An 18,349-nucleotide genomic window follows, 5' to 3' on the forward strand; every position below is an offset into this window, starting at 1 on the left:
TGCTGCGTAAAGCGATAAGAAGGGGCCCTTCCTTACGCGCTCAGAAGGGGAACGTGGTGCGCTCGGCGGACTCCAGGAGGGCGATCATCGAGAAGGCGGCGTCGGTGAGGCCGCCGAAGGTGTAGCGGCGGCCCACGGGGGCGGTGTGGCCGAGCTTGTAACCGGCCAGGTTCCACGTGTAGACGGGAATGTGCGCGGGCACCGCGGCCGCCACGTCGTGGCTGCCGTGGAAGCTCGCCTGCTCATCGGTGAGGATCACCACCCGGTCGTGCTTGTCGTAGTGAGCCCGGACCGCCTTCTCGGTCTCAGTGCCCATGCCGAAGAACCAGCCGCCGTCCTTGAAGCGGCGCACCGCCGACAGCACCGACTCGCCCGGCCGCAGGTCGAAGACCTTGGTCCGGTCCGAGAACGACACCACCGTCGCCGCCTGCGCCCGCACCGCCACAGCCAGGCCGAACAGCGTCGCCGCGTCCCAGCAGCGCAGCGAGCCGTCGCGGCTGAACTGGCTGTTCATCGAGCCGGACGTGTCGATCAGCACCAGGGTGCGGCCGTCCAGCTTCGGCACGTTGCCGAGCGCGAACTGCAGCGCCTTCTCCAGCGGGTACGCCCAGCGCAGGCTCGGTGCCGCGTTGTACGCCGACAGGAACCGCATCGGCAGCACGCGGGAACGGTCCACCTCGTCCGGGTCGGACAGCTTCGCCGCCACGGCAGCAGCGACCTCGTCGGACACACCCGCCGCGTCGAAGTTGCGCAGGTTGCGCAGTAGCGCCAGGTAGCCCATGGACGGGATCATCGCCGACCATGCCGCCGCGTCCAGCGGACCCTGCCGCCAGCCCGCCAGCGCCTCCCAGGTCATCCCCGCCGCGGCGAGGCGCCCCGGGTCGAGCACGGCCGCGCGCTCGGGCACCGGCAGCGACATCAGCTCCGCGCGGGCGCGCAGCACCGACAGCACCTCGGGCAGCGGGTTGTCCCGCTGGTGGCGGCGGTCCAGCGCGTGCCGGAACAGCTCCGCCTGAGTCGCGTCGCGCGCGGCCGGGTGGGTCAGGTCGAGGACGTCACCGAAGCGCACCGCGGCGCTGTCGGAGTCGTACTTGAGCAGGCTGCGCTCGTGGTATAGACGCACCGCCGCGTCGGCGACCCCGCGCTTGACCGGCTTGGGCAGCGCCCGGCCGTAGCGGGACAGCCAGTACGCCAGCGCCTCGCCCGGCTCGTCGGCCCGCTGCAGTGCCGCGTCGACAACCTTGCGCGAACCGGGGATACCGGCCGCGACCTGTGCCTTCGCGCCCTCCAGTGCGGCGACCACGGAGGCGGTGCGCAGGTTGGCGCCGAGGCGCAGCCACGGCACGAACCGCGCGAACCAGTCCGGGTCGGCGACAGCCACCTGTGCGACCAGCGCCAGGAAGCGCGCGTCGCGGTCCTTGGCGTTCTCGTAGAACGTCTGCTCACCGACCATGTTCGCCACGGCGAGCAGGAACAGCTCCTGCTTCGGCTCGCGAGCGAACCCGGGCGCGCCCTGGGCCGTGGTCCCGGCCGGACGCTGCTTGAAAGCGGTGGCGACGTTGAACTTCGCCATGACAGATCCCTCCCCCGAGGGTGGTCGGCGGGCGCGCAGCATCCACCCACCGGACGATGAGGAATGGTGCGCCTCCCGAGATCAAGACGGCGGCGGCGTATGGATTCTTATGCGAGAAGAAGTAGCCGCAACCTGCGCACCGGGAGGTGCTGAATCAAACTAGACCAGAGATTTCGGTGGCACCAATGCTTTATCCATGCGGCCCGTCCGAGATCGGGTCGGCGACGGCAGATGGCGCTCTGGGCCACTGAGCTACGCGCATCCGGTATGGATACGGGCGGGATTCGAACCCGCGACCTCCCCATTACAAGTGGAGTAGCCGTAACCTGCGCACCGGACCGACCGCATGGGCGTCTCCCGAGGTCAATGTCGGCGGCGGCACAGTCGACTGCTCTGCCGATTGAGCTACCGGACCCTGCGGCCCGAGCGGGACTCGAACCCGCAACCCGTTGATCCAAGAAGTATCCGCTGCCTGCGCACCGGGAGACGAGAGACAATCTATGGCGGATACGGCTGTGCCACAACGTGATTACGAATGCCGCGCGCCAGAGATCGAGGAGGCGGCGGCGTCCCGTCACCGGGCGAGTCATTTCACAGGCGTCGGCGGCACCCTCGTGGGCGTACGCCAGCGGCCTCCATGGAGTAGCCGTCGCCGACGCACCTGGCGCGCGGCCCGTCGAGTGTATGCGATCAGCCCCGCTGAGAGTCGCCGTGCCCGCTGCCCCTCGGGACGATCCACTCATGGGGCTGGCCAGTGACCTCGGCGATGCGCTCGAAGTCGCTGTCGTAGTGCAAGATCGTGGCGCCGTGCGCCTCTGCCGTGGCGGCCACCAGCAGGTCAGGTATGCCGACGCTGCGATGGTGGCCACGCAGTGCCAGCAGTTGCATGACGTCGAGCATGCGCCGCTGAGCGGCATCGTTCGTGTCCAGCCAAAGCACCGTCTCGTATTCGGCCCGCATCGAGGTCAGCTCGGCGTGGTTACGGGCGGAGAAGCACAACTCGGCCGCGATGACCGGACACGTCGCGATCGATCCGTCGAGGAAGCGCGTGCTCATCGACTGCCGTGCCGCGTCGCTGTAGCGCAACTGCTCCCACGCCGACTTGTCGACGAGGTAGATCACTGCCACGCTTCCCGGTCGACGTCCGTCTCCGCGAGCCGGTCGGCCGTCAGCAGCGCTATCCGCATGAACTGGTCCACCCGTTCGCGGCGGCGCTGGGCGATCTCGCGCAGTGCCCGGTTCACCGTCTCGACCTTGGTCGAGGTGCCGAACTCGGCCATCGCCAGGGCGAGCGCGTCCTCGTCGATGTCGATGAGAGTCTTCGCCACGACCGTCCCCTGTCTGTCCGCCGAGCGCCCCTCGGGGTATATCCCACCCAGTCATGAAGATATCCCCGAGGGGGCGTGGCTCACAAGGCCGCAGGTCAGGCGGCTACCTGCTGGCGAACCTGGTTGCTGGTGGGACGGAACGGCTGCTGCTCGCGTACGCCCCAGGGGGAGCCGTACTCGGTCAGTTTGTTCAGGAACGGCACCGGGTCCAGCGCCTCGGGGCCGAGCACCCCGATGCCCTGCCACACGCGCTCGCTGAGCAGTTCCAGCGCGACGACCGGGTTGACGGCCGTCTGCCACACCACGGCCTGGTGGCCGTACTCGCGCATGGACCACTCGTTGTCGACCACGTGGTAGAGGTAGACCTCCTTGACCTTGCCGTCCAGGGCGCGCCCGCGCACCCAGGTGCCCGCGCAGGTCTTGCCGCGCATGCGCGAGCCCAGCGTGGCCGGGTCGGGCAGCTGCGCGGCGAGCACGTCGCGCGGCGACACCATGACCGGGGACTTGCCGCCGCCGATCGCGATCGGCCGGGTGGAGTCCAGACCCAGCTTGTGCACCGTCTTGAGGATCTCGATGAACTCGCTGCCCAGGCCGTACTTGAAGGTGACCCGCTTGGCGTCGACCCAGCGCGGGATGAGCAGCACCTCCTCGTGCTCCACGTTGACGCACTCGACCGGCCCGATGCCCTCGGGGAAGTCGAACACCTCGGGCTCGCTGAACGGCGCGGTGGTGAACCAGCCGCGCTCGCGCTCCCAGATGATCGGCGGGTTGAGGCACTCCTCGATGGTGGTCCAGATCGAGAACGACGGGGCGAAGTCGAACCCGTCCACGGTGATGTTGGACCCGTCCCGCACCCCGATCTCGTCGATCTCGGCGAACAGGTGGTCGGCGGCGTACCGGGCGAAGATGTCCGACAGGCCGGGTTCCACCCCGATGCCGACCAGGGCCAGTCGCTCCTTGGCCGCCCAGTCGACAGCCTTGGCGAACTGCTCCTCGCCGAGCATCACGCCGGTCTGGGAGTAGGGGTCGGTCGGGTGCGGACGCGACAGCGACATGGCCATGTCGAGGTAGTCGGCGCCCGCGGCGTACGCCCCGTCGAAGATCGGCATGACGAAGCGGGGGTCGACCGCGTTCAGCACGTGGGTGATGCGGTGCTCGCGGCACAGAGCTGCGACGTCCTCGGCGTTCGAGGCGTCCAGACGGGCCGCCAGGAAGCGGTCGTCGTACCCGGATACGGCCTTCTGGGCCCGCTCCAGGGAGTAGTCCGCCACCACCATGAGCTGGAAGAAATCACGGCGTGCGGCGATGGAGGCTGCTGCACTGCCGACGCCGCCAGCGCCGACCAGCAGGATACGCATAACAGTCCCTTCAACAACGCGGCTTTCGACCGCGTATGGGTGGCTTTTCAAGTGTGTTGTCCCAGCCCGCCGCGTGGTCACGCGAGGGGCTGCAGGTGCCCGTGGAGATGCCGGGTCAGGAGTCGAAGCCGAGGCCCGCGTGGTCGAGGGTGCGCAGCCACAGGTTGCGGCGGCCCTGATGCTCGTCGGCGCGCGCCAGCGACCAGCGGGTGAGCTGGATGCCCAGCGAGCGCAGCGGCTCCGGCGGCAGCGGCCAAGGCTTGCTGCGGACGAAGTCGAGCCTCGTGCGTTCGGTGTCGAGTCCGTAGAGCTGGTCGAGCATCACCTGGGCCCCGAAGCGGGTCGCGCCCACGCCGAGTCCGGTGTACCCAGCCGCGTACGCCAGCCGGCCGCCGAAGGCGGTGCCGAAGAACGCGCAGAACCGGGTGCAGGTGTCGATCACCCCGCCCCAGCTGTGGGAGAAGCGCAAGCCCTCCAACTGCGGGAACGTGGTGAAGAAGTGCTCTGCCAGCCGTGCGAAGGTGGCCTCCCGCTGCTCCAGCGTCGGCGCGATCCGGTTGCCGAAGTGGTAGATCGCGTCGTACCCGCCGAACAGGATCCGGTTGTCGGCGGTGAGCCGGTAGTAGTGGAACTGGTTGGCCGAGTCGCCCAGGCCCTGCCGGTTGCCCCAGCCGACCGCGGCCAGCTGGGCGTCGCTCAGCGGCTCGGTCATCAGGGCGTAGTCGTACACCGGGATCAGGTAGCGCTTGAGCTTGCGCACCAGCGGGCCGAAGGCGTTGGTCGCCAGCGCCACCCGGCTCGCCCGCACCTCACCGTGCGGGGTACGCAGCACCAGGCCGTCGCGCTGGGTGACCACGCCGAGCACGGGAGTGCCCTCGTAGATGCGCACGCCGAGCGACAGGCACGCCTGCCGCAGGCCCCAGGCCAGCTTCGCCGGGTCGAGCATGGCGACCCGGTCGCGGTCCCACCAGCCACCCAGGTAGGTGGGCGAGTCGACCTGCGCCCGCACCTGGTCGGCGTCGAACACCTCGGCCTGGTAACCCATGGACCGGGTCAGCTCCGCCGACTCGTGCAGCCAGTCCAACTGGTACGCGGAGGTGGCCACCTCCAGCTCACCGGTGCGCTCGAAGTCGCAGTCGATGCCGTACCGCACCAGCGTGTCCTCGATCTGGTCGAGGTTCTCCCGGCCGAGCCGTTCCAGCTCGGTTATCTCGCCCGGGAATCGGTCCACCCCGTTGGCCAGCCCGTGGGTCAGGCTCGCGGAGCAGAATCCACCGTTTCGTCCGGAGGCGGCGTGGCCGCACACCCCCGATTCCAGGAGCACCACGTCGGTCGACGGGTCGCGTTCCTTGGCCACCAGCGCCGTCCACAGGCCGCTGTAGCCACCCCCGATCACGGCCAGCTGCGCGGTGGTCGCGCTGGTCAGCGGGGGTACGGGTGCCGGCCGCTCCGGCCGGTCCGTCCAGTACGGCGTCGGCGACGCATCCGCTAGCGCCGACGCCCACAGTTTTGATCCTTTGGCCCGCATGAGCCGATCTCCTCCTTCTACCAATCGCGAGGCCGTACATCTGTAGATGTTTGTGGCCTCTTATCCTGAATTTTCCCCGGATAAACGTTTTGTCCGGGAATACCAAACGGCCGCCGAGCCGGACCACGCTTGACGCGTGCCGGGTCGGCGGCCGTTCAGAAGATCAGCTGGTCGCGGCGCGACGGGCGGAGCGGCGACGGGTGCGCAGCTGGCCCGCGATGACGAACGCGAACGAGATCAGGAACATGGCACTGGCCACGGCGTTGACCTGCGGCGGGATGCCGCGCAGGTTCGAGCCCCAGATGAACATGGGGAAGGTGTCGTAGCCGCTGGTGCCGGTCACGAAGTTCGTGATGATGAAGTCGTCGAAGCTGAGCGAGAACGCCAGCAGCGCCGCCGCCACGATCCCGGGCATGACCAAGGGCAGGATGACCAGACGGAACGCCTGCCACGGCGTCGCGTACAGGTCCATCGCCGCCTCCTGCAGCCTCGGGTCAAGCCCGGCCAGTCGTGCCTTCACGGTGACCACCACGAACGATATGCAGAACATGACATGCGCGATCAGGATCGTCAAGAAGCCCAGCGGCAACTTTGTCCCGATGAACAGTGTCAACAACGAAGTTCCCATGACGATTTCCGGCGTGGCCATCGGCAGGAAGATCAACGTGTTGGTGGCGCCCCGGCCCATGAACCGGTACCGAACCAGGGCGAACGAGATCAGAGTGCCCAGAATGGTGGAAAGCACCGTCGCGCAGAACCCGATGACGATGCTGCGCTGCAGCGAGTCGCACAGCCCGGCCGCGCCGCACATGTCGGTCCAGTTGTGCAGCGTGAAGTGCAGGTCGCCGAAGTCCAGCACGTACGTGGTGTTGCGGCTGCCGGGCTGGTTGAACGACAGCAGCAGCACCACCGCGATCGGGACGAACAGGTACCCGAGCAACAGCAGCCCCAGCAGGAACACCCATTTCTCGGCGAACCAGCGCCACAGGGAGCGGGCCATCAGACGACCTCCTCCGTGCCGGCGGTGCTGACGTAGATCGTGACCAGCACCAGGATCGTGATCATGAGCATCACCGAGAGCGCCGAGGCGATCGGGTAGTCGTTCACCACCAGGAACCGCGACTGGATCACGCTACCGATCATCTGGGTGTTCGGGCCGCCCAGCAGCTGCGCGTTGACGTAGTCGCCGGTGGCCGGGATGAAGCAGAGCAGCGTGCCCGCCACCACGCCCGGCATGGACAGCGGCAGCGTGACGCGGAAGAAGCTGCGCACCGGGCCGTGGTAGAGGTCGCGGGCGGCCTCCAGCAGGCGTACGTCGAGCTTCTCCAGGCTGGCGTAGAGCGGCAGCACCATGAACGGCAGGAAGTTGTAGACCAGGCCCGCAATCACGGCGAACTCGGTGGCCAGCAGGCGGCCGTCGGGCGGCAGCACGTGGATCCACTTCAGGAACTCGACCACCGGGCCGGTGTCGGCCAGGATCGCCTTCCACGAGTAGGTGCGCACCAGGTAGCTGGTGAAGAACGGCGCGATCACGCCGACCAGCATCAGGTTCTTCCAGCGCCCGCCCTTGATCGCGATCGCGTAGGCCAGCGGGTAGGCCAGCAGCACGCAGATCACCGTGGTGATCAGCGCGTACCAGAGCGAGCGGAGGAACTGGACGTGGAACATGTCCCAGGCGGTGGCGTAGTTGCTCCACGACCAGGTCATCGCGTAGCCGGTCTCGACCGAGCCGTTGGGGTCCCACAGGCTCGCCGCGAACAGCTGCCACACCGGCACGATGAAGAAGACGATCAGCCAGAGCAGGCCGGGGGCGAGCAGCGCGTACGGCACCCAGCGGTGTGCGCGCATGCCCGCCGGAGGCGCCGCGGGCGCGGCGTCGACCGCCGCACCCGTGCCTCCGGCGGAGGGGATCAGAGCCGCCACATCAGCTCCCCACGAGGAACGAGTGCGCTGGTGCCCAGTGCACGTGCACCTCGGCCCCGGGCGCCTGGGGCGCGGTGACACCCGAGTTGGGCACGAACACGGTCAGCTCGGTGCCCCAGGGGGCACGCACCAGGTACTGCGTGGAGACGCCGGTGAACGACGCGTCGGTGACGACGCCGCCGACGGCGGCGTGCCCCTGCGGCACCGAGGTCAGGTCCGCGGCCAGGTGCAGCTTCTCCGGGCGTACCCCCAGCAGGGCGCTGCCGGAGGTGACCCGGCACCGGCCCGCGGGCACCGCCAGCCGGTTGCCGTGCGCGTCGACCGTCACGTGCCCGTCGGTCTGGCCGGTGACCTGCGCCTGGATCAGATTGGACTGGCCCAGGAAGTTGGCCACGAAGGCCGAGGCGGGGAACTCGTACATCTCCGCCGGGGCGCCGAGCTGCTCGACGCGCCCCTCGTTCATCACCGCGACCGTGTCGGCCATGGTCATGGCCTCCTCCTGGTCGTGCGTGACGTGCACGAAGGTGATGCCGACCTCGGTCTGGATGCGCTTGAGCTCGATCTGCATCTGACGCCGCAGCTTGAGGTCGAGCGCGCCCAGCGGCTCGTCCAGCAGCAGCACCTCCGGGTTGTTGACCAGCGCGCGGGCCAGCGCCACCCGCTGCTGCTGCCCGCCGGACAGCTGTGCCGGGCGGCGCGACCCGTACTGGCCGAGCTGGACCAGGTCGAGCATCTCGGCGACCCGGCCCCGGGCGTCGGCCTTGCTCACGCCCTTGCGCCGCAGGCCGAACGCCACGTTGTCGGCGACGCTCATGTGCGGGAACAGCGCGTAGCTCTGGAACACCGTGTTCACGGGCCGCTTGTACGGCCGCATCCGGGTGATGTCGAGGCCGCCGAGCGTGATCCGCCCGCTGGTCGGCTCCTCCAGCCCGGCCACCATGCGCAGCGTGGTGGTCTTGCCGCAGCCCGACGCCCCGAGCAGCGCGAAGAACGAGCCGTCGGGGATGGTCAGGGTGAGGTCGTCGACGGCCGTGAAGCTGCCGAAGGTCTTGGTGACGCCCTCGATGCACAGATCCTGGTCGGTCACGTTCGTTACGCCCCGATCGCTGACTGGAACTTGCCCTCGTACTCCTTCTCCTGCGCCTCGGTGAGCGGCATGAAGATGTGGAGCTTGGACTGCATCTCGGCGTTGGGGAAGATGAGCGGGTTGGCGGCCAGGTCGGGATCGATCTTCTGCATCTCCTCCTGGGCCCCGGCGACCGGGCACACGTAGTTGACCCACGCGGCGAGCTCGGCGGCGACCTTCGGGTCGTAGTAGTAGTCGATCAGCGCCTGGGCGTTGGCCGCGTGCGCGGCGGTGGTCGGGATCAGCATGTTGTCCGACCAGATCATCATGCCCTCGTCCGGCGTGATCAGCTTGATCTTGTCGTTGTCGAACCCGAGCTGGATCACGTCACCGGACCACGCGATGCAGGCGGCGATGTCGCCCTTGGCCAGGTCCTGCACGTAGTCGTTGCCGGTGAACTTGCGGATCTGGCCCGAGGCCACCGCGCCCTTGAGCTTGTCCAGCGCCGCGTCGTAGTCGGCCGAGGTGAAGTTGGCCGGGTCCTTGCCCATCGACAGCAGCATGAAGCCCATCGTGTCGCGCATCTCGGTCAGCGCGGTGACCTTGCCCTTGAGGTCGGCACGGGTCAGCAGCTCGTCGACCGTGTGCACCTCCTTGGTCACCCCGGTGTTGACCGCGATGCCGGTCAGGCCGGACTGCCACGGGGCCGCGTACTCCATGTTCGGGTCGAACTGGCGGCCCTTCAGCGACGGCGACAGGTTCTTGAGGAACGTGGCCACCTTGTCCGGGTTGAACTTCTGGGCGAAGCCGTTGCGGATGAATTTGGCCGCCATCCAGTCGGTGAAGACCACGATGTCGCGCTCGATGCTCTGGCAGGCCGCGAGCTGCGTACGGATCTTGCCGTAGAACTCGTTGTTGTCGTTGATGTCCGCGGTGTACTTGACGTCGATGCCCGTCTTGGCCTTGAACGTCGTGAGCGTCGGGTGGACGTCGGCGTTCTTCTCGTCCTCGTCGATGTAGGCAGGCCAGTTGGAGAAGAGCACGGTGCGCTCGGTGGCCGAGACGTCCGGCACGGTGCAGGCCGGCTTGGCCGACGGGCCGCTGCTCCCGTTGCCGGTGGTGCCGCAGGCGGCCAGCGCGCCGCCGCCCACCGCCAGCGCGCCGCCGGCCAGGGCGCCGCGCAGCACGTTGCGCCGCGTCGGCATGGCCGCGAGCACCGCTTGAGCCTGCGGGGAAAGAGGAATACGACGAGGCATCGAACGTTCCTTAACGTAAGAGGGGACTACCGAATGCTGCTGTTATCAACTACTTGAAGACGGTGCGGTGCCAGGGCTTGGCGGCCACCGCGGTGCGGTCGTACATGACGTGTTTGATCTGTGTGTACTCGTCGAACGAGTAGGTGGACATGTCTTTTCCGAATCCCGAGCGCCGGTAACCCCCGTGCGGCATCTCGCTGATGATCGGGATGTGGTCGTTGACCCACACGCAGCCCGCCCGCAGCTCACGTGTGCCGCGCAGGGATCGGTACACGTCCCGGGTCCACACACTCGCGGCCAGGCCGTACGGTGTGTCGTTGGCCAGCGCCATACCCTCATCATCGGCGTCGAAGGGCAGCACCACCAGCACCGGGCCGAACACCTCCTGCTGGACGATCTCGCTGTCCTGCGCCGCGTCGACCACCAGGGTCGGGGCGTAGTAAGCGCCGTGGGTCAGGTCGGCCGGGACCCGGCCGCCGACGACGATCTTGGCACCCGCCGCGCGGGCCCGGTCCACGAACCCCGCCACCCGGTCCCGCTGGGCCAGCGAGATCAGCGGGCCGATGTCGGTCGCGGGGTCGAGCGGGTCTCCGGCCCGTACCCCCTCGAACAGCTCGGCCACCCGGGCCACGAAGCGGTCGTAGAGCGGCCGCTGCACGTACGCCCGCGTCGCCGCGGTGCAGTCCTGACCGCTGTTGATCAGCGACCCGGCGACCGCGCCCTGGGCGGCGGCCTCCACGTCGGCGTCGTCGAAGACCAGGAACGGAGCCTTGCCGCCCAGCTCCAGGTGCACCCGCTTCACCGCGCCCGCGGCGGTGGCGCCGACCTGGCGCCCGACCCCGGTCGACCCGGTGAAGCTGACCATGTCCACGTCGGGGTGCGCGACCAGCGCCGCCCCGGCCACCGTGCCCCGGCCGGTCACCACATTGACCACGCCCGCCGGGATGCCCGCGTCCAGGCAGGCCTGGGCGAACATGACGCTGGTCAGCGGGGTCAGCTCGGCGGGCTTGAGCACGATGGTGTTGCCCGCCGCGATCGCGGGCAGGATCTTCCAGGCCGCCATCTGCAGCGGGTAGTTCCATGGCGAGATCGAGCCGACCACACCGATCGCCTCGCGACGCACCATGCTGGTGTGGTCGCCGGAGTACTCCCCCGCCGCCTTGCCCTCCAGGTTGCGTGCCGCCCCGGCGAAGAAGGCGGTGTTGTCGATCGTGCCGGGCACGTCGAACTCGGTCGCCAGGCGCACCGGCTTGCCGGTCTGCGCCACCTCGGCGGCCACGAAGTCCGCGGCCCGTTCGGCCAGGACGCCCGCGAGCCGGGTCAGCGCGCCGGAGCGCTCGCCGGGCGTCGCGCCCGACCAGCCCGGATACGCCGCCCGCGCCGCCGCCACAGCCGCCTCCACATCCTCGGTGCCCGCCAGCTCGAACTCGGCCACCGAGGTGCCGTCCGCCGGGTTGATCACGGAGAACCGCTCACCCGAGGTACCGTCGGCGCTCGCACCGCCGATCAGATTGGGCGAAAAAACGGTCATCCCGGCCCCCACTGTCAGATGGTTAACAAGCTGTGGCGCGACGATAGTTACATGACGTGGACCACATGACAAGGGATTCCGTGGCGTTCTTGAGCTGACTCCACGGATTCCGGGGCTCAAAGTCGCCAACAGATGACGTTTTCGTTACAAGCGCTGGCGGGCGGTACCGGAATCGTGGCGCTGACGGCGTTACGATTCGACCACCGGAGCCCCGGGCCCCGGGCCCACCCCACCCTGCGACCCTCATCGCTCACGTCCCTCAGGAGGCCGGCATTGCCGACGCCCGCTGACTCAACGGTGCCCCGCGGAACCGTCCGCCGCCACCCGCAGCTCAACCACGCCAACCACGCACTGCTCGACGAGACCGCGAAACAGATCATCGAGCAGTTGCAGGAGGACGGCCGACGCCCGTACGCGACCATCGGCCGAGCGGTCGGCCTGAGCGAGGCGGCGGTCAGACAGCGCGTCCAGCGGCTCATCGACGCGGGCGTCATGCAGATCGTCGCCGTCACCGACCCGCTCCAGCTCGGCCTCGGCCGGCAGGCCATGATCGGGGTCAAGACGACCGGCGACCTCGACGGCATCTCGGACCGGATCGCGGAGATCGAGGAGGTCGACTACGTCGTGATCACGGCCGGGTCCTACGACCTGCTGCTGGAGGCGGTCTGCCGCAACGACGACCACCTGCTGCAGATCCTGCAGGAGGTGCGGGCCGTGGACGGAGTCGTCGGGGCCGAGGTCTTCGTGTACCTCAAGCTGCGCAAGCAGACGTACTCCTGGGGCACCGGCACCAGCACCACCTGACCGCGCCGGCGCCCGACCACACCCCCGGTTTTTTATCGACGCTGGCCTATCCAGAGGACGGCTTTCGCTGATCCGTCCTCTGGATAGGCCAGCGTCGATGCTAAGCGCCAAGTGCGACGGCACGGCGCGGGCGACGGCGACCGGCGACCGGCGACGGGCGACGGGTCAGATGCCCATGACCGCCGTGAAGCTCGCCTGGTACGCCCGCTCCTCGGCGGCGCTCAGCGACTTGAACGCGCGCACCCGCGCCAGCGTCGCCACGCTCGGGAAGATCAGCTCGTGCTCGGCCAGCTCCGGGTCGATCTTCGCCATCTCCTCCTGCGCCCCGGCCACCGGGCACACGTAGTTGACCCAGGCCGCCAGCTCCGCGGCCACGCTCGGGTCGTAGTAGTAGTCGAGCAGCTTGGCGGCGTTGGCCCCGTGTCGGGCGGTGGACGGGATCAGCGCGCAGTCCGACCAGATCATCAGGCCCTCGTCCGGGGCGATGAACTTGATCTTCTCGTCGTTCGCGTTGAGCTGCAGCGCGTCCCCGGACCAGGCGATCGCGGCGGCGACGTCACCCTTGGCCAGGTCCTGGACGTACTCGTTGCCGCTGAACCGGCGGATGTGGCCGCTGCGCACCGCCCGGCTGAGCTTGTCCAGCGCGGCGTCGAAGTCCTCGGGCGTGAAGTTCGCCGGATCCTTGCCCAGCGAGGCGATGAGCAGGCCCATCGTGTCGGGCATCTCCATCGACACGGTCACCCGGCCCTTGAGGTCGGGGCGGGTGAGCAGCTCGTCGACGGTGTGCACCTCGGTCGCGACCCGGGTGTTGACGGCGAAGCCGGTCAGGCCGGACTGCCACGGGATCGAGTACGCGAACTCGCGGTCGTACGAGCGCTGCCGCAGCGACGGCAGCACGTTGCGGTGCACGGTGGCGACCCGGGCGGGGTCGATGGACTGGGCGAAGCCCAGCCGGATGACCTTGGCCGCCATCCAGTCGGTGAAGACCACTAGGTCGCGCTCGATGTCCTGGCAGGCGGCGAGCTGCGTACGGACGCGGCCGAAGAACTCGTTGTTGTCATTGATGTCCTCGGTGTAGCCGACCTTGATCCCGGTCTGGGCGGTGAACGCGGCGAGCGTCGGACGCCGGTTGGGGTCGCGCTCGTCGACGTCGACGTACTGCACCCAGTTGGAGAAGGCGACGCGGCGCTCGGTCGCGGAGTGGTCGACCGCGGTGCAGTTCGCGGCCGCCGCCGCGGTGCCCTCCAGCCCACGCCCGCCCAGCGTGGCGGCCCCCACGGCGACCGCGCCCCCGGCGAGGGCACCGGTCAGCACCCGGCGCCGGGTGGCTGGGCGGCCGAAGGCCTGGAGCAGGGCGCGGGCGGGCGAGGAAAGGGTGCGAGGAGCGCGCAATCGAGGTACCTCTACAGCTGAGGGGACGGACGTTCCCCAGGTCGAACAACGGGCAGCCGACAATTCTGCCCAAACCAGGTCCGGCTACGCGGGGCCAGGTGCCTCAGCTCACAAAACGCCCTTGTCCGGCGCAACGGTACGGCAGGGCGGACGGTGGCCAGCGGTCCGCTACGAAATCCGTGGCGTACGAGCGATAATGGCACTGGAAGGGTTGTCATCTCGCGAATCTGTGTGCGATAACCGTAGGCAACACGGCGACGTACCTCTGAGTGGAGCCTCACGATGGGCAAGGAAACCGACCACCTCTGGATGCACTTCACCCGGATGGGTGCCTACCGCGACGGCAACGTGCCGACGATCGTGCGAGGTGAGGGCGCCTACGTGTGGGACAGCAACGGCAAGCGCTACCTCGACGGGCTCGCCGGGCTGTTCACCGTCAACGCCGGCCACGGCCGGGCGGAACTGGCCGACGCGGGCGCCAAGCAGGCCCACGAGCTGGCGTTCTTCCCGCTGTGGTCGTACGCCCACCCGAAGGCCATCGAGCTGGCCGACCGGATCGCCTCGCTGACCCCGGGCGACCTCAACCGGGTCTTCTTCACCACCGGCGGCTCCGAGGCGGTGGAGAGCGCGTGGAAGCTCGCCCGCTCGTACTTCAAGAAGGTCGGCCAGCCGCTGCGGCACAAGGTGGTCAGCCGCTACCTGGCCTACCACGGCACCTCGCTGGGCGCGCTGTCGATCACCGGTGTGCCCGCGTTCCGGGCCGAGTTCGAGCCGCTGGTGCCCGGCGGCATCAAGGTGCCCAACACCAACTTCTACCGCGCGCCCGAGCACGGCGACGACTACGAGGCCTTCGGGGTATGGGCCGCCGACGAGATCGCCCGCGCCATCGAGCGCGAGGGGCCGGAGACCGTCGCCGCGGTGTTCCTGGAGCCGGTGCAGAACGCGGGCGGCTGCTTCCCCGCCCCGCCCGGCTACTTCCAGCGGGTACGCGAGATCTGCGACCGGTACGGCGTACTCATGGTCTCCGACGAGGTCATCTGCTCCTGGGGTCGCCTCGGCGAGTACTTCGGTGCCCAGTACTACGGCTACCAGCCCGACATCATCACCACCGCCAAGGCGCTGACCTCGGGCTACTCCCCGCTCGGCGCGATGATCGCCAGCGACCGGCTGATGGAGCCGTTCCTGGCCGACGGGCAGATGTTCGCCCACGGCATCACCTTCGGCGGGCACCCGGTCGGCTGCGCGGTGGCCATGGCCAACCTCGACATCTTCGAACGGGAGAACCTGGTCGGGCACGTACGCGAGAACGCGCCCGCCTTCCGGGCCACCCTGGAGAAGCTGTACGACCTGCCGATCGTCGGCGACGTGCGCGGCGAGGGCTACTTCTACGGCATCGAACTGGTCAAGGACAAGACGACCCGGGAGACGTTCAACGCCGAGGAGTCGGAGAAGCTGATCCGCGGCTTCCTGTCCACGGCGCTGTTCGACGCCGGGCTGTACTGCCGCGCCGACGACCGGGGCGACCCGGTGATCCAGCTGTCCCCCGCGCTGATCTGCACCCAGACCGAGTTCGACGAGATGGAGCAGATCCTGCGCGACGTGCTGACCCGGGCCTCGAATCTGCTGTGACTGTCTCACTGTGGCGGGACACCGCGGGCGGCGCCGTCGCGCCCCGCCCGCGGCTGTCCGGCGACCTCGACGTCGACGTGGCGATCGTCGGCGCGGGCTACACCGGCCTGTGGACGGCGTACTACCTGCGCCGCGCCGACCCGAACCTGCGCGTCGCGATCGTCGAGGCGGAGCAGGCCGGGTTCGGCGCCTCCGGCCGCAACGGCGGCTGGTGCTCCGGCCTGCTGCCGGTCTCGCTGCCCAAACTGGAGCGGCGGCACGGCCGGGACGCGGCGGTCGCGTTCCAGGCCGCCATGAACACCACCGTCGACGAGGTCGGCAAGGTCGCCGCCGCCGAGGGCATCGACTGCGACTTCGCCAAGGGCGGCTCGCTGGGGCTGGCCCGCTCGGCCCGGCAGTGGCACGAGGCACGGGCCGAGGCGGCGCAGGCGGCCGCGTACGGGTTCGAGCTGGAACTGCTCGGCCCGGCCGAGGCACGGGCCCGCTGCGGCGCCACCGACGTGCACGGCGGGACCTGGAACCCGCACTGCGCCGCGCTGCACCCGCTCAAGCTGGCGCGCGGGCTGGCTCGCACCATCGAGCGGCAGGGCGTGCCGATCTACGAGAAGACCCCGGCGCTGGAACTGGCGCCGGGTGCCGTACGCACCGCGTACGGCACGGTCCGGGCGCGGTTCGTGGTCCGGGCGACCGAGGGGTACACCCCCGGACTGCCCGGCTCCCGGCGCGCGGTGGTGCCGATCTACTCGTTGATGGTGGCGACCGCGCCACTGCCCGATTCGTTCTGGGCCCGGACCGGGCTGGCCGCGCGGGAGACGTTCACCGACCTGCGCCGACTGGTCATCTACGGGCAGCGCACCGCCGACGGGCGGCTGGCGTTCGGCGGGCGCGGGGCGCCGTACCACTTCGGGTCGGCGGTGCGGCCGTCGTACGACACCGCGCCGCGCGTGCACGACGCGCTACGGCACACCCTGCGCGAGCTGTTCCCGGCGCTGGACGGCACCGAGTTCACCCACGCCTGGGGCGGACCGCTGGGCATCGCCCGGGACTGGCACCCGTCCGTGGGCCTCGACCGCGCCACCGGCCTGGCCTGGGCCGGGGGCTACGTCGGTGACGGGGTGGCCGCCACCAACCTGGCCGGACAGACCCTGGCCGACCTGATCACCGGCCATGAGACCGAACGCACCGCCCTGCCCTGGGTGAACCACCGCTCCCCGAACTGGGAGCCGGAGCCGCTGCGCTGGCTGGGCATCAACGCGGGCCTGCGCGGCGTCGTGGCATTGGACGCCCTCTCCCGCCTGCGCTCTTGACCACCCGCAGGCTGCGCCCACCGCTGCGCGAGGTCGCCCCGCCGCTCCGCGAGGTTTGAAAGGGCCCCTTCTTCGTCGTAAAGCGATAAGAAGGGGCCCTTCCTTACGTCTCAGGCGGGTGGGATGACGCGGAGGTGGCCGCGGCGGCCCGGGGTGGGGGTCGGCGCGGGGTCCGGCGGCTCGGGGGCGCGCGGGTGCGGGCGGGCCGCCTCGCGCACCGCCTCGGCCAGGGCGACCAGGTCGTCGGTGGTGGGCGGCGGCGGCTCGAACTCGCCGTCGTAGCGGACCAGCTCCCAGCCCCGGGGGGCGGTCAGGCTCAGCGCGTGCGGCTCGCACAGGTCGTACGTGTGCGGCTCCTGGTGCGCGGCGAGCGGCCCGACCACCGCGGTCGACTCGGCATAGACATAGGTCAGCGTTGCGACCGCCTGCCGGGGGCAGCCGTTACGAGAGCAACGCCGTGGAGACCTCACGGCGTGTGACGTTAGCGCCCCGCCGGGCGAGTACGCCGTGGATGCGCCGCGACACGCCGAGGGAAGGATCACTCAGGCGTGCCCCGACGGGAAACTGACCGGCGGGGATACATTGGCGAAGTGACCAGTCCCGCCCGCCGCCGCCCCACCGCCGTACGACGCCGCCGCGACCGCCACGGGCGGGGTATGCGCGGCCGCCTGGTCCCCGCGAGCGTGCCGTTGGCCCGGACCAAGGCGGAGGTCTTCGACGAGCTGGTGCTGGACACGGTCGAGTCGCTGGAGGCGAAGTTCGCCACCGAGCTGGCCGGGGTCGAGTTCGCGGTGGAGGACGTCCCGCCGGACCTGAACGTGTACGACTCCGACGTGCTGGAGGACGGCCGGGTGCCGCTGGCGCGGCTGCTGCCGGGACGCCCGGGACGGCACGGCGTGCCGCCCCGGATCGTGGTCTACCGGCGCCCGCTGGAGTTCCGCGCCTCGGACCGCGACGACCTCGGCGAGCTGGTCCGGGACGTGATCGTGGAGCAGGTGGCGAACCTGCTCGGGCTGAGCCCCGAAGACCTCAGCTGACATGCCCTCCTGCCCCGGGCCCCCCGACCCGGGCAGGAGACAGGCTTCAGACCGCCCGGCGCTTGAGCTTGCGGCGCTCGCGCTCGGACAGTCCACCCCAGATGCCGAACCGCTCGTCGTGCGAGAGGGCGTACTCCAGGCACTCGGACTTGACCTCGCAGCGCGAGCAGATGCGCTTGGCTTCGCGGGTCGATCCACCCTTCTCGGGGAAGAACGCCTCAGGGTCGGTCTGCGAGCACAGCGCGTGCTCCTGCCACTCGGGCGCGTTGCCCAGCAGATCCGCCACGACGGGGCGACCGTCCATCTCCGCTGCCTCCTTTATGCGCGCCGGGATCACCGGCGCAACCCCCCACCCTGGAGAGGGCATCTGTCCACATAGGCGGTTTCGTGGCTGCCGCATCCTCCAGGCCCCACCGGAATTACACGCGTGTCGCACGTGCACCGTCAAGCTGACTCTGGTACACGCCCGGCAGGGCCGTTCGGTGCGGCGGCATTGTCCCGCCACTGCCCTATCGATCCAGACCCGAGAGCGGTAACGGCATCCCGGGCGTGTCGTGGCGAAATTCTGCTGGCGTGTCGGGCTTGACGTCATCCGGCTGACGGCGATCCGACAGATA

Annotated in this window: 17 protein-coding genes; 4 read left to right on the forward strand and 13 right to left on the reverse strand. The window is 69.6% G+C overall.

The features are described 5' to 3' along the window. Window positions 1-40: 40 nt before the first annotated feature. The 10 genes from KUA19_RS28430 to KUA19_RS28475 all read right to left on the reverse strand — a co-directional run bounded on the left by KUA19_RS28430 (window position 41) and on the right by KUA19_RS28475 (window position 11,563). Window positions 41-1,573, reverse strand: a complete 1,533-nt coding sequence (locus KUA19_RS28430; protein ID WP_217394925.1) for a TROVE domain-containing protein — start codon at window positions 1,571-1,573, stop codon at window positions 41-43. 690 nt (window positions 1,574-2,263) lie between these two features. After that, the gene (locus tag KUA19_RS28435; RefSeq protein ID WP_217394926.1) at window positions 2,264-2,695 is read right to left on the reverse strand and encodes a PIN domain nuclease; all 432 of its coding nucleotides are present in this window, start codon (window positions 2,693-2,695) and stop codon (window positions 2,264-2,266) included. Further along, the gene (locus tag KUA19_RS28440; RefSeq protein ID WP_212827194.1) at window positions 2,692-2,901 is read right to left on the reverse strand and encodes a type II toxin-antitoxin system VapB family antitoxin; all 210 of its coding nucleotides are present in this window, start codon (window positions 2,899-2,901) and stop codon (window positions 2,692-2,694) included. Before KUA19_RS28440 ends, KUA19_RS28435 begins: the two co-directional genes overlap by 4 nt. A 95-nt stretch (window positions 2,902-2,996) precedes the next feature. Further along, window positions 2,997-4,259, reverse strand: coding sequence for a saccharopine dehydrogenase family protein (locus tag KUA19_RS28445; RefSeq protein ID WP_217394927.1), 1,263 nt, complete (start codon window positions 4,257-4,259; stop codon window positions 2,997-2,999). 115 nt (window positions 4,260-4,374) lie between these two features. After that, on the reverse strand, window positions 4,375-5,787 hold the full coding sequence (locus KUA19_RS28450; RefSeq protein ID WP_217394928.1) for an NAD(P)/FAD-dependent oxidoreductase: 1,413 nt from the start codon (window positions 5,785-5,787) through the stop codon (window positions 4,375-4,377). A 163-nt stretch (window positions 5,788-5,950) separates the two neighbouring features. Then, window positions 5,951-6,787, reverse strand: a complete 837-nt coding sequence (locus KUA19_RS28455) for an ABC transporter permease (protein WP_217394929.1) — start codon at window positions 6,785-6,787, stop codon at window positions 5,951-5,953. Next, window positions 6,787-7,710, reverse strand: coding sequence for an ABC transporter permease (locus KUA19_RS28460; protein WP_308167341.1), 924 nt, complete (start codon window positions 7,708-7,710; stop codon window positions 6,787-6,789). The genes KUA19_RS28455 and KUA19_RS28460 overlap by 1 nt, the downstream gene beginning before the upstream one ends. Before the next feature lies 1 nt (window position 7,711). Beyond that, the gene (locus KUA19_RS28465; protein WP_217394930.1) at window positions 7,712-8,797 is read right to left on the reverse strand and encodes an ABC transporter ATP-binding protein; all 1,086 of its coding nucleotides are present in this window, start codon (window positions 8,795-8,797) and stop codon (window positions 7,712-7,714) included. A 5-nt stretch (window positions 8,798-8,802) separates the two neighbouring features. Next, window positions 8,803-10,032 (reverse strand): ABC transporter substrate-binding protein, encoded by a 1,230-nt coding sequence (locus KUA19_RS28470; protein WP_254548669.1) that lies wholly within the window; start codon window positions 10,030-10,032, stop codon window positions 8,803-8,805. Between the two features lie 49 nt (window positions 10,033-10,081). Next, window positions 10,082-11,563: a gamma-aminobutyraldehyde dehydrogenase gene (locus KUA19_RS28475; protein WP_217394931.1), complete on the reverse strand. Its 1,482-nt coding sequence runs from the start codon at window positions 11,561-11,563 to the stop codon at window positions 10,082-10,084. A gap of 297 nt (window positions 11,564-11,860) precedes the next feature. Between KUA19_RS28475 and KUA19_RS28480 the strand changes: the two genes are divergently transcribed. After that, on the forward strand, window positions 11,861-12,367 hold the full coding sequence (locus tag KUA19_RS28480) for an Lrp/AsnC family transcriptional regulator (RefSeq protein WP_217394932.1): 507 nt from the start codon (window positions 11,861-11,863) through the stop codon (window positions 12,365-12,367). Window positions 12,368-12,532: 165 nt separating this feature from the next. Here KUA19_RS28480 and KUA19_RS28485 read toward each other — a convergent pair whose 3' ends face one another. Continuing rightward, a complete protein-coding gene (locus tag KUA19_RS28485) occupies window positions 12,533-13,759 on the reverse strand; it encodes a polyamine ABC transporter substrate-binding protein (protein WP_254548670.1) in 1,227 nt (408 codons plus the stop codon). A gap of 282 nt (window positions 13,760-14,041) precedes the next feature. On the opposite strand from KUA19_RS28485, the gene KUA19_RS28490 reads away from it, so the two are divergent. Together KUA19_RS28490 and KUA19_RS28495 are read left to right on the forward strand one after the other, a co-directional pair. Continuing rightward, window positions 14,042-15,388, forward strand: a complete 1,347-nt coding sequence (locus KUA19_RS28490) for an aspartate aminotransferase family protein (protein WP_217394933.1) — start codon at window positions 14,042-14,044, stop codon at window positions 15,386-15,388. After that, entirely contained in the window at window positions 15,385-16,695 is a 1,311-nt protein-coding gene (locus tag KUA19_RS28495; RefSeq protein WP_217394934.1) for an NAD(P)/FAD-dependent oxidoreductase, read from the forward strand. The genes KUA19_RS28490 and KUA19_RS28495 overlap by 4 nt, the downstream gene beginning before the upstream one ends. A gap of 110 nt (window positions 16,696-16,805) precedes the next feature. Here KUA19_RS28495 and KUA19_RS28500 read toward each other — a convergent pair whose 3' ends face one another. Continuing rightward, the gene (locus KUA19_RS28500) at window positions 16,806-17,165 is read right to left on the reverse strand and encodes a DUF3499 domain-containing protein (protein ID WP_217394935.1); all 360 of its coding nucleotides are present in this window, start codon (window positions 17,163-17,165) and stop codon (window positions 16,806-16,808) included. Window positions 17,166-17,285: 120 nt separating this feature from the next. Between KUA19_RS28500 and KUA19_RS28505 the strand changes: the two genes are divergently transcribed. Beyond that, window positions 17,286-17,732, forward strand: coding sequence for a metallopeptidase family protein (locus KUA19_RS28505; protein ID WP_217394936.1), 447 nt, complete (start codon window positions 17,286-17,288; stop codon window positions 17,730-17,732). Window positions 17,733-17,778: 46 nt separating this feature from the next. Here KUA19_RS28505 and KUA19_RS28510 read toward each other — a convergent pair whose 3' ends face one another. Then, window positions 17,779-18,036, reverse strand: a complete 258-nt coding sequence (locus KUA19_RS28510) for a WhiB family transcriptional regulator (RefSeq protein WP_203755039.1) — start codon at window positions 18,034-18,036, stop codon at window positions 17,779-17,781. Between the last annotated feature and the right edge of the window lie 313 nt (window positions 18,037-18,349).

It is taken from the genome of Catellatospora tritici, assembly GCF_019083965.1.
Classification (GTDB): Bacteria; Actinomycetota; Actinomycetes; order Mycobacteriales; family Micromonosporaceae; genus Catellatospora; species Catellatospora tritici.

Coding starts and splice junctions, on each gene's coding strand:
- KUA19_RS28450 (WP_217394928.1), bottom strand. CDS start 5,787: ATGCGGGCCAAAGGATCAAAACTGTGGGCGTCGGCGCTAGCGGATGCG.
- KUA19_RS28445 (WP_217394927.1), bottom strand. CDS start 4,259: ATGCGTATCCTGCTGGTCGGCGCTGGCGGCGTCGGCAGTGCAGCAGCC.
- KUA19_RS28470 (WP_254548669.1), bottom strand. CDS start 10,032: ATGCCTCGTCGTATTCCTCTTTCCCCGCAGGCTCAAGCGGTGCTCGCG.
- KUA19_RS28490 (WP_217394933.1), top strand. CDS start 14,042: ATGGGCAAGGAAACCGACCACCTCTGGATGCACTTCACCCGGATGGGT.
- KUA19_RS28430 (WP_217394925.1), bottom strand. CDS start 1,573: ATGGCGAAGTTCAACGTCGCCACCGCTTTCAAGCAGCGTCCGGCCGGG.
- KUA19_RS28455 (WP_217394929.1), bottom strand. CDS start 6,787: ATGGCCCGCTCCCTGTGGCGCTGGTTCGCCGAGAAATGGGTGTTCCTG.
- KUA19_RS28475 (WP_217394931.1), bottom strand. CDS start 11,563: ATGACCGTTTTTTCGCCCAATCTGATCGGCGGTGCGAGCGCCGACGGT.
- KUA19_RS28510 (WP_203755039.1), bottom strand. CDS start 18,036: ATGGACGGTCGCCCCGTCGTGGCGGATCTGCTGGGCAACGCGCCCGAG.